Origin of the sequence: Cohaesibacter celericrescens (genome assembly GCF_002866925.1) — a bacterium.
GTDB classification, from domain to species: domain Bacteria; phylum Pseudomonadota; class Alphaproteobacteria; order Rhizobiales; family Cohaesibacteraceae; genus Cohaesibacter; species Cohaesibacter celericrescens.
This window is the reverse complement of record NZ_PKUQ01000016.1, coordinates 160864-179858: the sequence shown is the minus strand read 5'-3', so window position 1 is coordinate 179858 and position 18995 is coordinate 160864. Positions and strand designations below refer to the sequence as shown.

General features: G+C 50.0%; 17 protein-coding genes. 5 read left to right on the top strand and 12 right to left on the bottom strand.

Translation table 11 applies throughout. From position 1 onward, the window contains the following. Positions 1 to 125: 125 nt before the first annotated feature. Complete coding sequence (locus C0081_RS08775; protein WP_101533438.1) at positions 126 to 2255, top strand: hypothetical protein; 2130 nt, start codon at positions 126 to 128, stop codon at positions 2253 to 2255. A 94-nt stretch (positions 2256 to 2349) separates the two neighbouring features. Here C0081_RS08775 and aspS read toward each other — a convergent pair whose 3' ends face one another. Further along, positions 2350 to 4134 carry an aspartate--tRNA ligase gene (aspS, locus tag C0081_RS08770; RefSeq protein WP_101533437.1) on the bottom strand — a complete coding sequence of 595 codons (1785 nt, stop codon included), beginning with the start codon at positions 4132 to 4134 and terminating at the stop codon, positions 2350 to 2352. Between the two features lie 403 nt (positions 4135 to 4537). On the opposite strand from aspS, the gene rnd reads away from it, so the two are divergent. Continuing rightward, positions 4538 to 5770: a ribonuclease D gene (gene rnd / locus C0081_RS08765; protein ID WP_101533436.1), complete on the top strand. Its 1233-nt coding sequence runs from the start codon at positions 4538 to 4540 to the stop codon at positions 5768 to 5770. A gap of 158 nt (positions 5771 to 5928) precedes the next feature. Here the strand turns inward: rnd and C0081_RS08760 are convergent, their stop codons facing one another. The 8 genes from C0081_RS08760 to C0081_RS08725 form a co-directional block, all read right to left on the bottom strand. Next, complete coding sequence (locus C0081_RS08760) at positions 5929 to 6327, bottom strand: ACT domain-containing protein (RefSeq protein ID WP_101533435.1); 399 nt, start codon at positions 6325 to 6327, stop codon at positions 5929 to 5931. 17 nt (positions 6328 to 6344) lie between these two features. After that, a complete protein-coding gene (locus C0081_RS08755; RefSeq protein ID WP_180966816.1) occupies positions 6345 to 6662 on the bottom strand; it encodes a DMT family transporter in 318 nt (105 codons plus the stop codon). Between the two features lie 217 nt (positions 6663 to 6879). Then, positions 6880 to 7581: a hypothetical protein gene (locus tag C0081_RS08750; protein ID WP_101533433.1), complete on the bottom strand. Its 702-nt coding sequence runs from the start codon at positions 7579 to 7581 to the stop codon at positions 6880 to 6882. A 42-nt stretch (positions 7582 to 7623) separates the two neighbouring features. Then, a complete protein-coding gene (locus C0081_RS08745; RefSeq protein ID WP_245417895.1) occupies positions 7624 to 9177 on the bottom strand; it encodes a Ppx/GppA family phosphatase in 1554 nt (517 codons plus the stop codon). Further along, a complete protein-coding gene (locus C0081_RS08740) occupies positions 9137 to 11317 on the bottom strand; it encodes an RNA degradosome polyphosphate kinase (RefSeq protein WP_210200461.1) in 2181 nt (726 codons plus the stop codon). The genes C0081_RS08745 and C0081_RS08740 overlap by 41 nt, the downstream gene beginning before the upstream one ends. Positions 11318 to 11805: 488 nt before the next feature. After that, on the bottom strand, positions 11806 to 12486 hold the full coding sequence (locus tag C0081_RS08735; RefSeq protein WP_101533431.1) for an HdaA/DnaA family protein: 681 nt from the start codon (positions 12484 to 12486) through the stop codon (positions 11806 to 11808). Between the two features lie 41 nt (positions 12487 to 12527). Beyond that, positions 12528 to 13637, bottom strand: a complete 1110-nt coding sequence (locus C0081_RS08730; protein ID WP_101533430.1) for an AI-2E family transporter — start codon at positions 13635 to 13637, stop codon at positions 12528 to 12530. A gap of 125 nt (positions 13638 to 13762) precedes the next feature. After that, the gene (locus C0081_RS08725; protein WP_101533429.1) at positions 13763 to 14299 is read right to left on the bottom strand and encodes a CDP-alcohol phosphatidyltransferase family protein; all 537 of its coding nucleotides are present in this window, start codon (positions 14297 to 14299) and stop codon (positions 13763 to 13765) included. A gap of 258 nt (positions 14300 to 14557) precedes the next feature. Between C0081_RS08725 and purM the strand changes: the two genes are divergently transcribed. Together purM and purN are read left to right on the top strand one after the other, a co-directional pair. Then, positions 14558 to 15652 (top strand): phosphoribosylformylglycinamidine cyclo-ligase, encoded by a 1095-nt coding sequence (gene purM, locus C0081_RS08720; protein ID WP_425349460.1) that lies wholly within the window; start codon positions 14558 to 14560, stop codon positions 15650 to 15652. Between the two features lie 2 nt (positions 15653 to 15654). Beyond that, a complete protein-coding gene (gene purN / locus C0081_RS08715; RefSeq protein ID WP_101533428.1) occupies positions 15655 to 16317 on the top strand; it encodes a phosphoribosylglycinamide formyltransferase in 663 nt (220 codons plus the stop codon). A gap of 31 nt (positions 16318 to 16348) precedes the next feature. Here the strand turns inward: purN and C0081_RS08710 are convergent, their stop codons facing one another. Then, positions 16349 to 16666: a hypothetical protein gene (locus tag C0081_RS08710; RefSeq protein WP_101533427.1), complete on the bottom strand. Its 318-nt coding sequence runs from the start codon at positions 16664 to 16666 to the stop codon at positions 16349 to 16351. 199 nt (positions 16667 to 16865) lie between these two features. On the opposite strand from C0081_RS08710, the gene C0081_RS08705 reads away from it, so the two are divergent. Further along, on the top strand, positions 16866 to 17486 hold the full coding sequence (locus C0081_RS08705) for a LysE family translocator (RefSeq protein WP_101533426.1): 621 nt from the start codon (positions 16866 to 16868) through the stop codon (positions 17484 to 17486). 83 nt (positions 17487 to 17569) lie between these two features. Here C0081_RS08705 and ndk read toward each other — a convergent pair whose 3' ends face one another. Both ndk and C0081_RS08695 read right to left on the bottom strand, forming a co-directional pair. Further along, a complete protein-coding gene (gene ndk / locus C0081_RS08700) occupies positions 17570 to 17992 on the bottom strand; it encodes a nucleoside-diphosphate kinase (RefSeq protein ID WP_101533425.1) in 423 nt (140 codons plus the stop codon). A 205-nt stretch (positions 17993 to 18197) separates the two neighbouring features. Then, entirely contained in the window at positions 18198 to 18884 is a 687-nt protein-coding gene (locus C0081_RS08695; RefSeq protein WP_101533424.1) for a glutathione S-transferase family protein, read from the bottom strand. Positions 18885 to 18995 lie beyond the last annotated feature (111 nt).

The following is an 18995-nucleotide window of genomic DNA, read 5'->3' as shown; positions in this document are numbered from 1 at the left end:
TATTCCGTCACCCGCGCTTAAATTGTGGCATGATGCAGCAAAACACCAAAAAGCCATCTATTTTGACGATCTAAGCAATTGATTTGATCTTTTTCTGTACTCGAAATTCATGAGGCATACTTGTTATGAAACGCCACGGTTTGACCCTTTCCTTTCTTCTCGTTTCCACAGCGCTGGTTCAAGCCCAGAGTGATGCCGAGCAGGCCTTTCAGGCAATGGTGGACGACATCAACTCATCTGGCTTGGTCACAATGCAAGTTGGTTCGACCCACTATCAAGCAGATGCCGATCAACTGACGGCTCAAAATGTTGTTTATGAATTAAACTGGGATTTGCCGAACAATAGGCCCAACGCAGATGGCTCCGAAGTGAGCTCACATTTAAAGGTCAACGCCACTTTCAAAATACCAACCCTCACAGCTCAAGGCCTATCCCTTGAGAACGACGGCATCTCCTATGAAGCATTGACCTATATTGGCAACAATTTTGCGATACACGTCGATCTTGATGGCACCAACAATGACATGAGCATCACGGGCAAAGCCACTGGGAACGACAGGGTTGTTCATGGCTTCCAACCCTTTATAGGCGAATTAAAAATAGCCCCATCGCGCCCCATCGGCAGCATAATGGACTATATCCGACCGCTCATTCTAAAACCCAAATATGAAAAATTTTCCTCTGACGGTTACACCACAACACAAACCGGCGGAAACGGCGTACAAACGGAAAAAAATGTCTGGGGTCCAACAACAGTCAATGGCTTATCTGAGGGAAAATTGACATCGTTGGTCATTGGCTCGCGCAAGGGCGAGGTATCATTTGAGCAGCCAATGGGTAGCGCCATGGGCGGCGACCATAAAACGGGGAAACCAATGCAGGATTTCCCAACCAAACTCACCTACGAGGTTGGAGAATCCCGCTATGAAGGCTATGATATTTCAGCTCTTTTGGCAACGATAGACCCTGCAATGCCGCCGTTGGAAGGCACAACAAATGTAATTAAGCTGATCGACATAGGACCAGTCAAAGCAAGCTTACCCGGATTGTTTGAATTCTCGGCCGAGCCCTCAATCCAGAAAGACTTTACAGTCAAGCAACCAGCGTCATTCATAGTGCCCCTCATTGACGAGCTACTTGCGCAGGATAAAGCTCCACAACAACTGCCTGTTGCAGATCAGGAGAAACTCATCAAAGCAGGCTTCGACTTCATCCGCAGCTTTGCGATGGGCTTAATCGAAACCGGCGAAATCAAAGCAGATATCATGCTTCCAAAGGGCCCATACGAAGGCCTGGCAGCAAAAATCAGCCTTGATAAAACGCGCCTCAGTAATCTGGATTCCAACGGCATTGAAGAAATATCGGTCTCTGGCCTCTCTTATGCAGGGCCTCCTGAAGTCACCTTTTCCTTGGGAAGATTTGCTATAGAGAAGCTTGAGTTTCCCGACTATTTGCACATTGAAAAAGTCATAAAAACCAGTTTGGCAGACAGAGAGATAACAGCCAGTGATGGCGCGAAACTCGCCCCCAACGCGTTCCAGCTATCGCTCTCGGATCTAAGCTACCAAGACAGCATCGCCAATGCAGTATCCGCGAAGGAAATTCGTACCGAATTGGACCGCAAAGGGTTGGCAATCCCCGCCTATCTCAATACTAAAATCGACAATCTGACCATTTCAAAATCGCTTATCGGACATCCTCTTGCGTCAGTATTGATGAGCCAATTGGGTATGGATAAGCTGACATTGAATGAAGAAATCACTCTCAAATGGGACGAAGCCGGCAACACCTTCATACTCGAACCAATGAATATTCAGCTAGCTGATATCATAGAACTGGATGCGTCCATCGGCTTTGGCGGCATCTTGCGCTCCTATATGGAAGATCCAGAATCAGCCCAGGCAGCCATGGCGACCGGGTCGGTGCTGCCATCATACCTAACCCTGTATGACTTGGGCGGCGTATCAGAGCTGATCAATCTTGCTGGAGGAATGACCGGCATGGGGCCGGATCAAGTGCGTGACTTTGCTGCAGGTCAGGTTCAATCGATGCTCTCTGCTTTCACCAAACCAGAGTTTGCCAGCGAAGTTGCTGAGCAAGTGAAAATCTTCCTCAAAGACCCGGAAAATCTGGAAATTTCCCTAGACCCTGAGGCCCCCGTTCCAGTAGCGCAAATACTGGGCGTTGCAGCAACAGCCCCTACCAGCATCCCAGACACCCTGGCAATTGAAATAATAGCAAACACCGACAAATAATAACTGACGTTCAGTTATTCATTCAAATAAGAAAACAGAAAGGGCAGCTCGATGAGCTGCCCTTTCTTTATTTATATCAACGCTCTGCAAGACTTTATTTCTGTGGGAGATTAAGACGCAGGTGCAAGTCACGCAATTGTTGGTTCGTGGCTTCGCTTGGCGCACCCATCAGCAAGTCTTCGGCCTGCTGGTTCATTGGGAACAAAGTAATCTCGCGCAAGTTTGGCGTACCACACAGAAGCATCACAATCCGATCCAGACCTGCGGCCATACCACCATGGGGAGGCGCGCCATACTGGAACGCACGATACATACCACCGAACCGCTCGATCAAGACATCTTCAGAATAACCGGCAATTTCGAAAGCCTTCTTCATGACTTCCGGTTTGTGGTTACGAATGGCGCCAGAGCCGATTTCGAAGCCATTGCAGACGATGTCATACTGAGCCGCATTCAACTCGAGAGGATCGGTATTCTCCAATCCTTCGAGCCCACCTTCTGGCATGGAAAACGGATTATGGCAGAAATCAACTTTTTCTTCGTCAGCATTCCACTCATACATCGGGAAGTCGACGATCCAGCACAATTCAAAGCGATCACGGTCAATCAAATTCAGTTCTTCACCGGCACGCACACGCGCTTTGCCAGCAAAGTCATAGAATTTTTTGGGATCACCTGCGACAAAGAAACAAGCATCTCCTGCATCCAGACCAAGCTGGGTGCGGACTGCTTCTGTGCGTTCTGGGCCAATATTCTTAGCAAGTGGACCTGCGCCTTCCAGAGTGCCGTCTTCTGCTTTGCGCCAGAAAATATAGCCCAGACCCGGCTGACCTTCGCCCTGCGCCCAGCTGTTCATCCGGTCACAGAATGTGCGCTGCCCACCGGTTTTTGCCGGTACGGCCCACACTTCATTCTGTTCGTCTTCGAGCATACGCGCAAAAATCTTGAAGCCAGAGCCTCGGAAATGATCTGAAACATCTTGCATCTCAATCGGAATACGCAGATCAGGTTTGTCTGAGCCATATTTACGCAGGGATTCCGCATAAGGGATGCGCGTGAAGGTCTGCGTAACGGGTTTGCCGTCAGCAAATTCTTCAAACAAGCCACGGATAACCGGTTCCATGGTTCTCAGCACATCTTCTTGCTCAACAAAGCTCATTTCCAAATCGAGCTGATAAAATTCACCAGGCAGGCGATCTGCGCGCGGATCTTCATCGCGGAAACACGGTGCGACCTGAAAATATTTATCGAAACCCGCAATCATCAACAGTTGCTTGAATTGTTGTGGTGCTTGCGGCAAAGCGTAGAATTTGCCCGGGTGGATGCGAGATGGCACGAGATAGTCCCGCGCACCTTCCGGAGACGACGCCGCCAAAATGGGGGTCTGAAACTCGTTAAACCCAATTTCATTCATGCGGCGACGCGCAGCAGTGATGATCTGGGTGCGCTTGATCATATTTGCGTGCATGGTTTCGCGGCGCAAATCAAGGAAGCGGTATTTTAGACGAATATCTTCAGGATAATCTGGTTCCCCAAACACCGGCATCGGCAATTCTTTAGAAGCGCCCAGAACATCCAGCTTGTTTATGAAGATTTCAATACGACCGGTAGGAAGCCCATCATTGATGGTCTCCTCTGTGCGGGCTTTTACCTCGCCTTCGATCATGATGCACCATTCGCCACGCACTTTTTCAGCATCGGCAAAAGCTGGAGAATCAGGATCGGCCACGACTTGGGTCAGGCCATATTGGTCGCGCAAATCGATAAAGAGAAGACCACCATGGTCACGAACCCGGTGTACCCAACCGGACAAACGAACCGTTTCGCCTACATGGCTTTCGCGAAGATCGCCACACGTATGGCTGCGATAAGGATGCATGAATAGAACCCTGATGCTTGAGAATGAACCCTGCGCTCCTATGAGATCGCAGCTATTTCATCCCGATTTGAAAACTTGGACCGAATGGTCGATTAGCCCTTAATAAAGGGCAATTCCTTCGGTTTCAACGACAAAAGGGCGCAGATTAAAAGCCCCTTCGATAATCTGGCCGGACCCTGCATCCACAATGCCCGATAGTCAAGCCGCACAGCAAAAATGTAGGCAATTTCCTTGCACATATGCTCAAAACACCAAGGTCTTGTCCCTTATTGACATCTGACAAAGCGAAAGGCCAAATTATCAAGTAATTATACCGGTACAAACAATAAAGTCCCCATCTATTATGCAATGTTATAAAGAGTGGGCGACAAGACGAGAATTGTTCTATATAAGCTTTTACGCAATGAAAACAATTACGACCACTGCCGAACTGGCAGAAGCCTGCACACATTTCGCCGACCATCCGTATGTAACCGTGGATACGGAATTCCTGCGCGAGACCACTTATTGGCCCAAGCTCTGCCTCATCCAAATGGCAGGGCCGGATGATGCCGTGTTGATTGATCCACTGGCAGAAGGGCTGGATTTAGCGCCCTTTTTTGCACTGATGGCCGATACAAGTATCGTCAAAGTGTTTCATGCCGGACGTCAAGACATCGAGATCATCTATCACTTGGGCAATCTTATTCCCGCCCCGATGTTTGACAGTCAAGTGGCTGCGATGGTCTGCGGCTTTGGTGATTCTATTTCCTATGACCAGCTGGTTATGCGCCTGACCGGTGCACGATTGGATAAGTCTCATCGATACACTGACTGGTCGCGCCGCCCGCTGACCGAAAAACAGCTGACCTATGCACTCGCCGATGTGACCCACTTGCGTGATGTCTATCATGCTTTGCGCGCCAATCTGGAAGAGCAAAAGCGCAGTGAATGGGTTCAAGAGGAAATGGAAATCCTGACCTCTCCGGAAACCTATTACACAGAGCCATCCAGAGCATGGAAGCGCATGAAACTGCGTATCCGTAAGCCAAAGGAATTTGCAGCTCTGAAAGAATTGGCAGCATGGCGCGAGAGCGAAGCACAGGCGCGCGATGTACCACGCAACCGCGTTTTGAAAGACGAAGCGATCTTTGAGCTGGCGATCCAGCAACCCCAGACGCAAGAGGCGCTAAGCGCTTTGCGGTCAACGTCAAAAGGCTATGAACGCTCAAAGTCTGGTCACGACCTGCTGCAAGTCATGCAAAAAGTGGCAAAAATTCCGGTGGAAGACCTGCCTGACGTGCCAAAAGGCAAAACTCAGCCAGAAGGTTCCGGTGCTGCAGTTGATCTCATGAAGGTCTTGCTGAAGCTAACATCAGAGCGTCACGGTGTCGCTGCCAAGGTCATCGCCACCGTTGATGATCTGGAGAAAATAGCGTGCGATGATGACGCGGATGTTGCAGCCCTCAAAGGCTGGCGCCGCGAGTTGTTTGGCCAATATGCGATCAAGGTAAAAACGGGCGAAATGGCTTTGCGCCTTGAGGGCAAGCGCGTCGCAACCATCGAATGCGAAGCACCCGAAATTCCGGAAAAAAAGCAAGCTGCCAAGCGTCGCAAAAAGCCGCGCGTCAGCCAAAACGGCACAAGTCAGGGCTGAGACTGCAGATCATTCAAGAGCTATAAATGGGGCAAACAACCGGTTGCCCCTTATAGGATGTGCGATCAATCCCTAGGCAATGCCTGCTTGGAGCCCATAATGACGAATGCTGTGTTAGCTCCAGCAGCAGCAATGCAAACCAAGCGACATTTCAGCAATCAGGCTTTAGCCGTGAATTCTTTGAGCACGTTGATCGCATCCATTTCTCTGCCATCAGGCACAAAAAGATGATCATGAAAAAAACCTGAAACAGGATTCACCCCCATATCATGTTTCGCGAGAGCCGATGTAATCCGCGCCAGAAACCCGACAGCCTCAAGTGATGAGTGGATATTTAAGGTGATCATGCGACAGGGAAACTCATAAGCGAGATTATTCGCTTCAGCTTCTTCTTTCAGCAAAATGAGTGTCATTCCTTCGGCTTCGTGAAAAAGCATTCTCGGACGAACCCCAACTGGCACCGAACCATCGGAAACAGTCGCAAACACATACACGCCGTCTACAAGTTCCGCCGCCATGCTGCCGAGGAGTTTGTCTAAATTTGTCTCACCTACCATTGGTTTTCTCTCTGTTCTTAATGAGTTTCAAGGCTAATCAGCACCATGCCGATGATGAGGCAGGCCACTCCAGCAATGCCCAAGACGCCGATATTTTGCTTGAATACAGTAATCCCGATGACAACGGATCCGACAGATCCAATGCCCGTCCAAATTGGATATGCGATCCCTAAAGGCAAGGTCCGCATCGACCAATACAATGCTCCAAGACTGGCGAGCATCAAAGCCACCGTGGCAATGATTAAACTAAATCTGAAGTTTTCGGAAAGGGACTTTAGCCCGGCAGCCCAGGCTGTTTCCAATAGACCTGCGATCAAAAGTGTGATCCACGCCATCTCGACCTCCATAGTATCGGGTCGTCCCGGCAAGCCCATGTAGTGTCAGGTCGTCCAGACTGGGCATTCTGTGATTATTACCGGTTATTCAATAGAAGTACAACGGGCTAGAAGCGGTCATTGACTACAGTGGAGTAAACGAAGGCACTGCCGCGCACGCTCGCCCTTACAACACATCCGGTAAGTTGGCTTGCGCTACAAACTGTGTCTTTCTTGATTAGGCCTCGCCTGCGACATCCCCGATCAGGTCGATATCAAACTCTTCCATATCAACATCAGGCTCAATTCGGTTGGCACCGGTGAGTTTCTCATAGGATAGGTTCTGGAAACGCATAACTAGCGCATTCCACATGTCTGACAGCACCCATACAGGCACATCAGGGTCCTTCAAAACGGCCTTGATTTCCAACAGTCGATCCTGTTCCACCCGACAAAATGTTAAAGCCATTTCAGTGGGTTGATGAGCTTCGACCCGGGTTACTTCCACCCAAGACGCGTGATCATCACTTACAGACAGCACGCTTCTAGCCATAACAAAATCTTGGTCAGGCGGGAAGATTGTATTGGCAACATCATTCAATGAGGCATCCTGCCAACTAGGCCAAATCTCTTTGACAAAGGCATCGCCCTGCTCTTCATGATCCTGAAGACACCAGCCAATATCACTGATGCCTTCCGCCACAAGATCGGGCTCAAAGGTCACCCGCACTTCCGCCAAATAGGCATAATTCAGAACCGAAATCTGCCCTTCGGAAACCGCTCCGCTATCACCGGCGGCATATAGAATATACTCTCCATATGGCTCACGGTCACTGTAGCATTGTTCAACAAGAGCCGACTGGAGACCCTCGCTGTTTTCACGCTGTGCGTCACCATGCACAACGATCCATTCATAATGGTTGTCCGCGCCAATTGTCATTCTTTGTTGGGCTCCATAAATGCGCCGATGGAAAGTCTTGCTTCAAATAATACGCGAATCATAGCCAAGCAATCGGACAAAATTAGAAAAACGGCGCTCAAATTTTGCATGTTTGAGCATCTTTAGATTGTCCGGAATGGCCATGGTCGCAACATCGTCTTCCAAGCTGACTTTCAAGCGCGGCAAGATACCGGGCAATTCCCCGACAGCCACATGCGCCAACCGTAAGGCGGCCCCTGTAATGCGCGCCAAAGAACGCAAATGCAAATTGCTGACATCGCGCATACGCAGACTCATATTGGCGCCCGACAACCCTTCATGCCGGAAATAATTGGCCATCGCCAAATAGGCCCGCCCCGGATGATCGATGCCGATAAAAGACCCATGCGCGATGATATTCAGACTTTGTGTTCCGCGATAGTCAGGGTGCGCACGCCAACCGATATCGGCCAACAAACAAGCGGCGCGTCTCAGCCGTTTTTCATAGGCGCTTTCCTGCACTTCCAACGCATTATAAACCCCATCGAGCCAATCGGCCAATTCATGGGCATAACGCGGAGAGCGAGAGCGCAAAATGCACAATTCCTCACAAGCGGAAATCAACGGATCTTCGGCACGAATGTCATCAGGCAAAAGGTCATACAGATGCCCTTCACGGACACCGAGTGAAGAAATCACCACTTGTTTGGGTTTGCCCCGCCTGATCACTTCATGCAGAACGGCTGCTCCAAAGGGGAGCAGCCCTCGGCGGGCTTTGGAAACAGCCCCGATGCCCGCAAAATCAGCAATATCGCCGCGCATACATTGACGACAAAATTCGAGCGCCTCTTCAGATTCAATCTCATAATGGTGCATCACATTGAGTGGATAGCCGATTGACGCCATATGCAGCTTGCCAAACGCACGCCATGTCCCACCCACGGCGTAGAATGCTTTGCCTTCCAATTGATCAAGCTGAACGGAAGATTCAAGTTCACTTTTGGCAATCTTCATCGCCTGTTTTACCGAGCCTTTAGAGCTATCCTGAATGCGCAGGCCACCCAGCGGATAGGTTGCCCCCTCACCCAGCTTCGCCCCATCGACAGAAATCAATTCGAGGCTTCCACCGCCCAGATCGCCAACGATCCCGTCAGGCTCCAGCATTGATGAGACAATGCCCATAGCCGACTTCTGGGCTTCTTGTTCGCCAGACAAAACCAGAGGCTTACAGCCGCAGATTTTTTCGACTTCCTCTAGGAAAATCGCCCCGTTGCTGGCCTCACGAGCGGCAGCGGTCGCGAGGATGTTCAGATTTCCGACACCAGCATGGTCGATTAGAAACCGAAATCGACGCAACGCCGAAAAGGCAGCATCCACGGCTCTTTTGTCCAGTTTTCCGGTGTTGGCAACGCCGCGCCCCAGACCACATAGATGCTTTTCGTTATACATTGGCACCGGAGCCCGCGCTTCGCGCTCATACATGACGAGGCGCACGGAATTTGACCCGATATCAATAACAGCTATAGGGGCGGACCCTTCGATCCGACCTTGATTCTTAAACTTATCCAACAAGTTTTTATCGTTGGACGCGGTCTGTGAATGCTCTTGGTGCGTCATTTTCTAGGGAGTCACCTCTACCCGAAAGACTCGGATTGGTCATAAAGAATTTATGGGCGTTGAACGGCTCCTCGCCCTCGGCGGCCCGAATCCTCCGTGAGGAACCATCGGGGAGAATTTCCCAACTTTGCTGATTATCCATCAGGTTGGCGACCATAATTTGATCGAGAATCTGAGCATGAACCGTTGGGTTTCTGATCGGAGTATATGTCTCACAACGGCGATCAAGATTGCGCGGCATCAAATCAGCCGAACCCATATAGATCACGGCACCCGGATTGGGCAATTCTTTGCCATTGCCGTAACAAATAATTCGCGAATGCTCAAGGAACCGGCCAACAATTGATTTAACGCGGATATTGCTGGAAAGGCCGGGCAATTGTGGCCGCAAGCAGCAAATACCACGAATCACCAAGTCGATTTTCACACCGGCCTGACTGGCGCGATAAAAAGCATCAATTAGCTGTGGGTCCACCAACGAGTTGGCCTTGCACCAGATCCGACCGGGACGCCCCTGCTTCACATGTTCGATTTCCCGTTCGATATAATCAATCATTGTGCTGCGCATGGTGTATGGCGATACAAGCAAATGCTTGAGATGATCTGGCTCGGCATAACCAGTGATGAAATTAAACACCCGAGCAACATCCATCGCCACTTCTTCATCAGCAGTAAAGAAGCTCAGATCGGTATAGATTTTGGCCGTGATAGGATGGTAATTACCCGTACCTATATGGCAATAAGTCACCAGTTTGCCATCTTCCCGACGCACCACCATTGATAGTTTTGCGTGTGTTTTCAACTCGATGAAACCGAATACCACCTGCACACCGGCCCGTTCCAAATCACGCGCCCAACCAATATTGGCCTCTTCGTCAAACCGTGCCTTGAGCTCAACCAGTGCGGTAACGGATTTGCCAGACTCAGCCGCTTCAACCAACGCCCGAATGATAGGTGAATTTTTTGATGTCCGATAAAGGGTCTGTTTGATGGCCATCACGTCAGGATCACGTGCTGCTTGGATCAGATACTGAGCCACCACATCAAAACTCTCATAAGGATGATGGACAATAAGATCCTTCTCCTTGATCGCTGCAAAACAATCCCCATTATGCTCACGAATACGCTCTGGGAATCGAGGCTTGTTGCGTTTGAATTTCAATTCTGGACGGTCGATATCGACCAATTCAGACAGATCATTCAATGCCAAGGGGCCATCAATCTCGACCATCTCATCATCTTCGACCTGAACCGCACCGACAACGAAATCGCGCAAGGCAGGTGCCGTACTGGCTTCGATTTCAAGGCGAATGACCGAGCCTCGACGCCTGCGCTTTAGGGCCGTTTCGAAGTGGCGCACCAGATCTTCTGCTTCCTCTTCGATCTCGATATCAGAATCGCGAATAACCCGAAAAGCACCCAAATCCAAAACGCGATAACTTGGAAAAATGCGGTCAATAAACAGGGCCACAACCTGCTCAAGGCGAATGCTACGATGACTACCTTCTTGACCTGGATTGTTTGGCAACGTGATGAACCGATCAAGCGTATGCGGCATGCGCACAATTGCTGTCAGATCATCGCGATCCCCGACACTTTTAAGATTAAGCGCCAGCGAGAAACCCAGATTTGGAATGAACGGGAACGGATGCGCAGGATCAACGGCCAAAGGTGTAAGAACGGGGAAAATACTTTCGAGGTATATGGTCTCCAGAACCTCCATATCCAGTTCCGTTAAATTCTCAGGCTCAATCAGGAAAATCTTCTTTTTTTCCAATTCAGTACGCAGCGCACGATAGCCTTGTTGTTGGCGGTCCACCAGCGCAGTCGCTTCGGCGTTGATTTTGACAAGCTGTTGACTGGGATCCAACCCATCGGCGCTCACAGACATAATGCCTGCTCGCTGTTGGCCTTTCAAACCGGCCACACGTACCATAAAAAATTCATTGAGATTGCTGGCCGAAATGGACAGAAAGCGCAGTCGCTCTAAAAGAGGGTGACCGGGATTTTCTGTCTCTTCCAAAACACGAGAATTAAACCCGAGCCAAGATAATTCCCGATTAACGAACCGCCCGGGGCTGCGCATCAACGCTTCGATTTCTTCTTCTGTGGGAATAAACTCATCCACATCGTCAATCATAGAGCTTACCTGCCCAGCGTCAGCATTATGATCGGAACCCTGTTGTTCTGGGTCGAAGGAAGAAGGAGTGTCGTTAGTATCAGACATTGAACATAGCCCGTTGCTGTGGCGAACAGAAAAGACGCCCAAGATGATCGGGCCCGAGCCTTCTGTTCTCAATTACCAAAATCCCGTCATTTCCCAAGGTTCAGACAATTGGGCACGAGAGAAAAGAGACAAACTGCGCTTTATCAGCAGTATTTCAAGGAGACTGAGATCAAACAGGCTAACCCGCACCAAGTATCAGGACAACGTCTTGTTCCTATGTCTCGCCTTGAACACTGCCCCCTTCGCAAAGTGAGTCGCAAAAGTCGCAGACATCCGCCAATATCCTTTTACCTTAGCATTCATGTGACGGACGTCACAAATTTGTTGGCAAAGAGCAAAAGATTTCAACATGTCACTCGTTTGTTGCCTGAACCACCATACGGTCCGGGCATTTCAACATGTCAATGAAGACCGTCATCCAACTCTTTTAAAATAGTGGACGCAAAAGGTCGGGTGATGGTGCGCCGCCTGGCCAATGCTTCCCGGTCAATCGCGTCGACAATTTTGATGGCAGCGGCAATCGATCGCTCCATCCGCATGACGATAAATTCAACAACATTGGGATCCGGAACCAACTGTCTATCGGCAAAAAGCTTGACGATAACCGAGCGAAGCAACTCTTCATCTGGTTCAAATATCTCGACGGGCGTAGTAAGCCGCAGACGGGACATCAGATCCGGCAGCTCCACCCCCCATGATTCAGGCCAAGCCCGCGCTGTGATCAAGACGTAAGACCCTATTTCTCGCGCCGCGTTAAGCAGGTGGAACAAGGCTGTATCGTTCCGTTCACGGCTATCGGCATCTTCAATCACAACAGCACCATCTGCAACAAGAACCATCGGGTCACTCCGGTTCAGTTCATCCAGTGTTATGATGCGGGCATTGGTCTTGTCGCGCCAAATACGCGCGAGATGGGATTTCCCCGCACCAACAGGTCCGGCCAAAAGCAACCATGTGGACGGCCAATCCGGCCAAAGCTCAATCATATCAAACGCAGCTTCATTGGAGGGGCCACGTAAAAAATCTTCGCGCCCCATTGCCGTCTCGTGGGGCAATCCCAATGACATTTGATCACCAACCATCAATGTTTCCCGTATCAAACCTAAAATGTTGCACACCGATATTACGCATCTGACGTATCGTCGTCCGGTGCACCTACAATAAGACCACCACTCCGGCCGTTATAAAGAGGTGAATGCAGATATTGCTGTAACCCATGGCGCACAATCACCCCAACGGCCGCCGCCGCGGGTACAGCAATCAGCATGCCGACAAAACCAAACAACGATCCAAAAGCCAAAAGCGCAAACATCAACCAAACCGGATGCAAACCCACCCGCTCCCCAACAAGGCGCGGTTGCAAAATATTGCCTTCAACAAATTGCCCGATCACAAAAATCCCAAATGCAAGACCGATTGGCACAGGATCGGGCCAGAATTGAACAATTGCCACACCGGTAGAAACCAACAATCCCAATGTTGCGCCAGCATAGGGAACAAAGCTGAGCAGTCCTGCGACAAGACCAATCAACAGACCGAAGTTGAGGCCCAAAAGCGACAGGCTGAGCGCATAAAACACACCCAGAATAAGGCCGACCATTATCTGACCGCGCACAAAGCCTGAAACACTGTTATCAATGTCACGAGCAAGACGTCGCACGGTATATTGATGGTCACGCGGCAGCCAACCATCAATCTTCTCTACCATACGATCCCAGTCATAAAGCAAATAGAAGGCGACAACGGGCGTGATGACAATCAATGCAAGCATATCAATCAATGCCTGACCACCATTCCACAAGGACTGGATTAGCTTACCGATCCAAGACGCCCCCTCACCGACCAAATCTTTGATACTATTTTGCAAATCGGTCGGATCAAAATCCGAAAGAAACTTTGGCAGATGGTCAGAGCTTGATTTAACAATCAACTCCTGCAGCGACGCGATATAGCCAGGCAAGTTTTCAGCAAATCCGTTCATCTGATGCGCAAGCGTTGGTACGATCAGCACCAGCAAAAAGAAAAAGATCAAGACAAACAGCATCAAAACCGAAATGGTCGCGAACATCCGGTTCATGCCCAGCCGTTCGAACCCGTCCGCGACCGGATCCAAAAGATAGGCCAGGGCCATACCCGCGATAAACGGCAACAGAACGCTGCGAAAGAGGAACAGGCACAGGATAAACACCCCGAGCACAACCATCCATACGGTAAACTGTTTTTGCAGAGACATTGGCTCTCCCTAAGTCAGTGTCTTGGGCCTGTTTTACGTGTCAGGCGTGATGAGTGGGTTTTATAACAGCTTTGCACGGAACCCAACCCCGGAATGATTTGATACCCATATGCAGGCCCGCCCACTCAGTCGGTTTTGGTCATATGGCCGATCCAGTCGACCAAATAGGCCACAGCAGAGGTAACGGTAAACAACACAACAATAACGCCCAGAATTTGTCGCTCACTGCTCACTTCAAGCGGCAACCCCAAATCGGCCATCACAAAGCCAGCAAAGAAAATCTGTGCAACAGTATTGGCCTTGGAAATCACCAAAGGCTTCATTGCCATAGGTTGCCCCATCATCCAGGACAACACGACCGCCCCGACAATGAGAATGTCGCGACTGACGACGGCAATGACGATATAGGCCGGTATCTCAAGCATGAACCCGAGCGTGACATAGATACTAACCAACAGAGCTTTGTCCGCCACAGGATCCAGATAAGCCCCCAAGAGAGATTGCATATTGAGTTTTCTGGCCAAGATCCCATCAACCGCATCAGAAAGCCCCGCAATAAGAAAGGTCCAAAAGGCAAGATCATATCGCCCATCCACCAGCAGCCAGACAACAAGCGGAACCATGAAAAGGCGTGCAATGGTGATAATATTGGGTAGGGTCAAAATTCCAAACTCGTCATAAAATCATTACAGGTCAGTTGGCGAAGCGTGTTCGACATCAGATGAGACTCACGGCTTGCAGTAAATACCATAACGCCAAGCGATATTGCTCTATTTGGTCTTTCACCCAGTTATTTCCAAATCTTTTCTCACCGTTGAAAGCCGCATCCTATGCTTTTTGTCATCAGGGCTTGCATTTTGAGCAATTTTCGTGTGTTTCAGGGCAAAATACCTTCGCTTCATTCATCCTATCAGGGATTTATCATGTCCGATCAGAGCCAAGCGCCCAAACCCTCCCATTCCAACAACTTGACCTACGCTGACGCAGGCGTGGATATTGATGCGGGCAACGCGCTGGTCAATGCCATCAAGCCGATTGTAAAATCCACCTCCCGCCCCGGTTCAGACACCGACATCGGCGGCTTTGGAGGCTTGTTCGATTTAAAAGCCGCAGGATTTAAAGACCCCGTGTTGGTCGCAGCCAATGATGGTGTGGGAACCAAGCTCAAAGTCGCGATCGAGACCGGAAAGCACGACACGGTCGGTATTGATCTGGTCGCCATGTGCGTCAACGATCTTATTGTGCAAGGCGCCGAACCGCTCTTTTTCCTTGATTATTTTGCCACGGGAAAACTGGAGGTTGAAGCCGCAACGGATGTGATTGCCGGTATCGCCGAAGGGTGCCGTCAATCCAACTGCGCATTGATCGGAGGCGAGACCGCCGAAATGCCGGGCATGTATGCTGCCAAGGATTATGATTTAGCAGGCTTCTCTGTTGGCGCAGCCGAACGCGGCACCCTGTTGCCCAAAGACATTCAGGAAGGTGACGTGCTCATCGGCCTTGCTTCATCTGGTGTCCATTCCAATGGCTTTTCGCTGGTCCGCCGGATTCTGGAAGCCAACAATCTTTCTTTCACCGACAGTGCGCCCTTCGCACCGGGGAAAAGCATCGGCGAAGCCTTGCTCGAACCCACACGCATTTATGTGCGCTCGGTGCTAAAAGCCATTAAAGAGACCTGTGCGATCAAAGCGTTGGCCCATATCACTGGCGGCGGTTTCCCCGAAAATATTCCTCGTGTGTTGCCTGATACGCTGGCAGCCCATCTGGATTTGGCGGCACTAACCCCGCCTGCCGTGTTTGGCTGGCTGCAAACGATGGGTGGCGTGCAAAACACAGAAATGCTGCGCACTTTCAACTGTGGTGTTGGTATGATGGTCGTAGTTGATCCGGACAAAGCTGATCAACTGATGGACATTTTCACTGAAGCGGGCGAAACACCAGTGCGTTTGGGCCATTTGGCCGCACGAGATCAAGATGCGGTTGTTTACGATACCATGATCAATTTCGGGGCTTAAAGATGGCTGAGAGAAAAAAACGCACAGCCATCCTGATCTCTGGCCGTGGCAGCAACATGACCGCCATTCTGGACGCGGCAAAAGACCCTGCCTATCCTGCCGATATCGCCTTGGTGCTATCCAACAAGCCTGAGGCAAAGGGGTTGGAAACCGCTGCGAATGAGGGCATCAAGACCGTTGTCGTCGATCACCGTGGCTATAAAGGCGACCGTGAGGCCTTCGACACAGAAATCCAGAAGGTCCTGCTGGCTCACGATATCGAGCTTGTGGTTCTGGCTGGGTTCATGCGCATTTTAACAGCGGAATTCGTTGGTCAGTGGGAAAACAAAATGATCAACATCCACCCTTCCCTGCTGCCCTCGTTCAAAGGTCTACACACCTATACCCGAGCCTTGGAAACCGGTTGTCGGCTAGCCGGATGCACCGTACATTTTGTTTGTGCGGATATGGATTCCGGACCGATTATCTGTCAAGCGGCGGTGCCCGTTCTGGACGATGATGACGAAGATACTTTGAGCGCACGCATATTGGTGGTCGAACATCAGATCTATCCCCGCGCAGTGGCGCTGGTCGCAGCGGATAAGGTCAGCGTGAATGGCCTGCGCGTCACCATAGATCAGGGTAATGACCCAATCGAAAATGAAAAAGCCCAGTTGGTATACTGAGCTTTTTCATTGGCGCTTCACTTACGACTAATTACTTTTTGCAAACGGCATAAGCTTTCAACACGTCTTTCTTTTGCGCGCGAGACAAAGAACCTTTTTTTAGCAAAGCGTTCAGTTCATCGTCTTCCAAACCCTTCACATAGGCCTTGGCAGCGCATTGGCATGTCTTCAGAATGCCCTTGGTCTCGTCTTCTTTGGCACGCGCCCATTCGTCAAACAGGCAATAATCCACCACGCGTGCACGGAATAGATCTTTGGTCAAATCTTCAGCCTGCGCTGGAGCGGAAAGACCTGCAAATGAACCCAGCAAAAAAGCTGTAACAATAAATTTGGAAGTTAATTTGGACATCTTTGTCTCCTTACGCCCATCAACAAAATATGATCTCATCACTTTAGTGATAGATTCGGACCTTTCAAGCAATGCTCGGCAACGCTTTAGAGGCCGAAAAGAATCACATTCCTTGCATTGTTTTTAAATTGGTCCTAATCAAAACAGGCTCTCCTGATTTTCCCGATACACCAATCCCTTCAAATCTTGAGTTACCCCTATGACAATCGAAATCTGGCTGCTCTTTGTTGCTTTGTCCATTTTACCAGCCTTCAGCCCCGGCCCAGGCCTTTTACTCACGCTATCAAATTCGATACGCTTTGGTAGCCGCATCACTCTTTGGTCGGCCTTTGGCAACACCTTGGGCATGGCTCTTATGGGGTTGATGGTCACATTCGGGTTGGCCGCATTGATGGCGGCCTCCACAACAGCCTTTTTCGGCCTCAAAATCATTGGCGGACTGTATCTAATCTGGCTTGGTGTAAAAACATGGCGAGATCGCACCAATCTGATCGAGAGCAATACAGAAATACGCCATCCGGGACAGGCACGCCTGTTCTTTACGGGAGTCGGAATTGCCCTGACCAACCCCAAAGCTCTTGCCGTGCAGTTGTCTATTATTCCGCCCTTCCTATCCCATCCGGATACAATTTATCAGGATGGCACCATTCTATCGTTCACTTATGCAGGGGTATGCTTAATAAGTCATGTCACCGTTGCTCTGTTGAGCGGGCGGTTGCGCGTCTTTTTCACCAGCCCACGCCGAATGCAATATCTGCGCCGAACACTCGGAGCGACCTTTATGGGCTTTGGTGTCGCACTGGCTGCAGCCACGCGCTAAAGACCACCACCAGAACAAACAAAAAAGGCCGTCTGCAATCACAGACGGCCTTTTGAATTTGTTATGCGCTTTTAACAGCAAGCTTAGCCAACCAGCTCAGCATCAGAGAAGAAGAATTTGATTTCTTCAGCTGCGGTTTCTGGAGCGTCAGAACCGTGAACAGAGTTTTCGCCGATGGAGAGTGCAAAATCCTTGCGTACCGTGCCTTCAGCAGCTTCTGCTGGATTGGTTGCGCCCATGACTTCGCGGTTTTTCGCGATGGCGTCTTCGCCTTCCAAAACCTGAACAACGACAGGCTCAGAAATCATGAAGTCAACCAGTTCTCCAAAGAATGGGCGGTCTTTGTGAACACCATAAAACGCTTCAGCCTGTTCTTTGCTCATATGGATGCGTTTAGACGCAACGATGCGCAGACCAGCATCTTCGAATTTAGCAATGATTTTGCCAGTCAGATTCCGCTTGGTTGCGTCTGGTTTGATGATAGAAAAAGTGCGTTCAATAGCCATGGAGCATATCCTTGTAAACTGAGCGAGGCAGCCTGTTCATCCAAAATTGACCAAGCAATCCCAACAAACAAAACCGAATTTTGCCGCTGTATAGCTTTCTGGAGAACGACCCGCAAGTTTAATTCTCAACTACGCAGCGCAGGCCAAAGTTAAGGTGTGAATTCTTGCTATAAAGCCGTTAAAACATCAACGAAACGCGACCATATTAGACTTTAGCATTACGACCCAAACCATCAAACAGATCAAGACAACGCTCGAACCACTTCGCCACAGGATCATCTGTTTCCAAAAAGGCAAAATCCGAAACCATTCTTCCCCATTGGAAAGACCCGAAAATGCAATAGTCAGCATAGATCGGAACATCTCCACCGATGAAATCCTGTTTACTGATCGTCAGACGCAATGGCAACAAGCTCTCGCGGAACCGGACAACCGCTTCTTCAGATCTATCCTGAACTTGCTCCAGCGGTCGCTTGAAACGCGTTTCCCGGCTTTGGCGGAAGTAGCTTTTGTCTTTCTCATCCAGACCATTATAGATGTCGAGGATACAGAACCGCGCGATCTGAGAATCCACGGTGGCATTGGTCCACCAATGCATAAATTGCGATGTACGAATACCGCCCTCGCCGCGAAAAAGAGACGGCAATTCCGGATAGGCACGTTCCAGAAAAACAGCAATGTCAAATGACTCCCGCATCACCGTGTCACCATCAGCGATAACCGGCACGGTTGTCTGTCCTCCGCCCTCAATGGATCTGATCTCGCTAAACAGCGTCGGTACGGTTTCGACTTCCAAGCCTTTATGCGCCAGCGCCATGCGCGTACGCCAGCAGGCCGGAGAAAAACGGGAGTTTTTGTCTGCACTACACAGATCATACAGTTTAATGGCCATGCTAGTTCCTCTTACTTTTTAGCGCACTCTGCAGCCCCCGCGGCCAGAATACCAGTGAAAATACAGACACAATTGCATCTTGCTCTGATAACCATCGCAACATTTGTATCG

Excerpts from the sequence above, each read along its gene's own strand:
- C0081_RS08775 (WP_101533438.1), top strand. The coding sequence starts at position 126 with ATGAAACGCCACGGTTTGACCCTTTCCTTTCTTCTCGTTTCCACAGCG.
- aspS (WP_101533437.1), bottom strand. The coding sequence starts at position 4,134 with ATGCATCCTTATCGCAGCCATACGTGTGGCGATCTTCGCGAAAGCCAT.
- rnd (WP_101533436.1), top strand. The coding sequence starts at position 4,538 with ATGAAAACAATTACGACCACTGCCGAACTGGCAGAAGCCTGCACACAT.
- C0081_RS08760 (WP_101533435.1), bottom strand. The coding sequence starts at position 6,327 with ATGGTAGGTGAGACAAATTTAGACAAACTCCTCGGCAGCATGGCGGCG.
- C0081_RS08755 (WP_180966816.1), bottom strand. The coding sequence starts at position 6,662 with ATGGCGTGGATCACACTTTTGATCGCAGGTCTATTGGAAACAGCCTGG.
- C0081_RS08750 (WP_101533433.1), bottom strand. The coding sequence starts at position 7,581 with ATGACAATTGGCGCGGACAACCATTATGAATGGATCGTTGTGCATGGT.
- C0081_RS08745 (WP_245417895.1), bottom strand. The coding sequence starts at position 9,177 with ATGACGCACCAAGAGCATTCACAGACCGCGTCCAACGATAAAAACTTG.
- C0081_RS08740 (WP_210200461.1), bottom strand. The coding sequence starts at position 11,317 with ATGATTGACGATGTGGATGAGTTTATTCCCACAGAAGAAGAAATCGAA.
- C0081_RS08735 (WP_101533431.1), bottom strand. The coding sequence starts at position 12,486 with ATGGTTGGTGATCAAATGTCATTGGGATTGCCCCACGAGACGGCAATG.
- C0081_RS08730 (WP_101533430.1), bottom strand. The coding sequence starts at position 13,637 with ATGTCTCTGCAAAAACAGTTTACCGTATGGATGGTTGTGCTCGGGGTG.
- purN (WP_101533428.1), top strand. The coding sequence starts at position 15,655 with ATGGCTGAGAGAAAAAAACGCACAGCCATCCTGATCTCTGGCCGTGGC.
- C0081_RS08710 (WP_101533427.1), bottom strand. The coding sequence starts at position 16,666 with ATGTCCAAATTAACTTCCAAATTTATTGTTACAGCTTTTTTGCTGGGT.
- C0081_RS08705 (WP_101533426.1), top strand. The coding sequence starts at position 16,866 with ATGACAATCGAAATCTGGCTGCTCTTTGTTGCTTTGTCCATTTTACCA.
- ndk (WP_101533425.1), bottom strand. The coding sequence starts at position 17,992 with ATGGCTATTGAACGCACTTTTTCTATCATCAAACCAGACGCAACCAAG.
- C0081_RS08695 (WP_101533424.1), bottom strand. The coding sequence starts at position 18,884 with ATGGCCATTAAACTGTATGATCTGTGTAGTGCAGACAAAAACTCCCGT.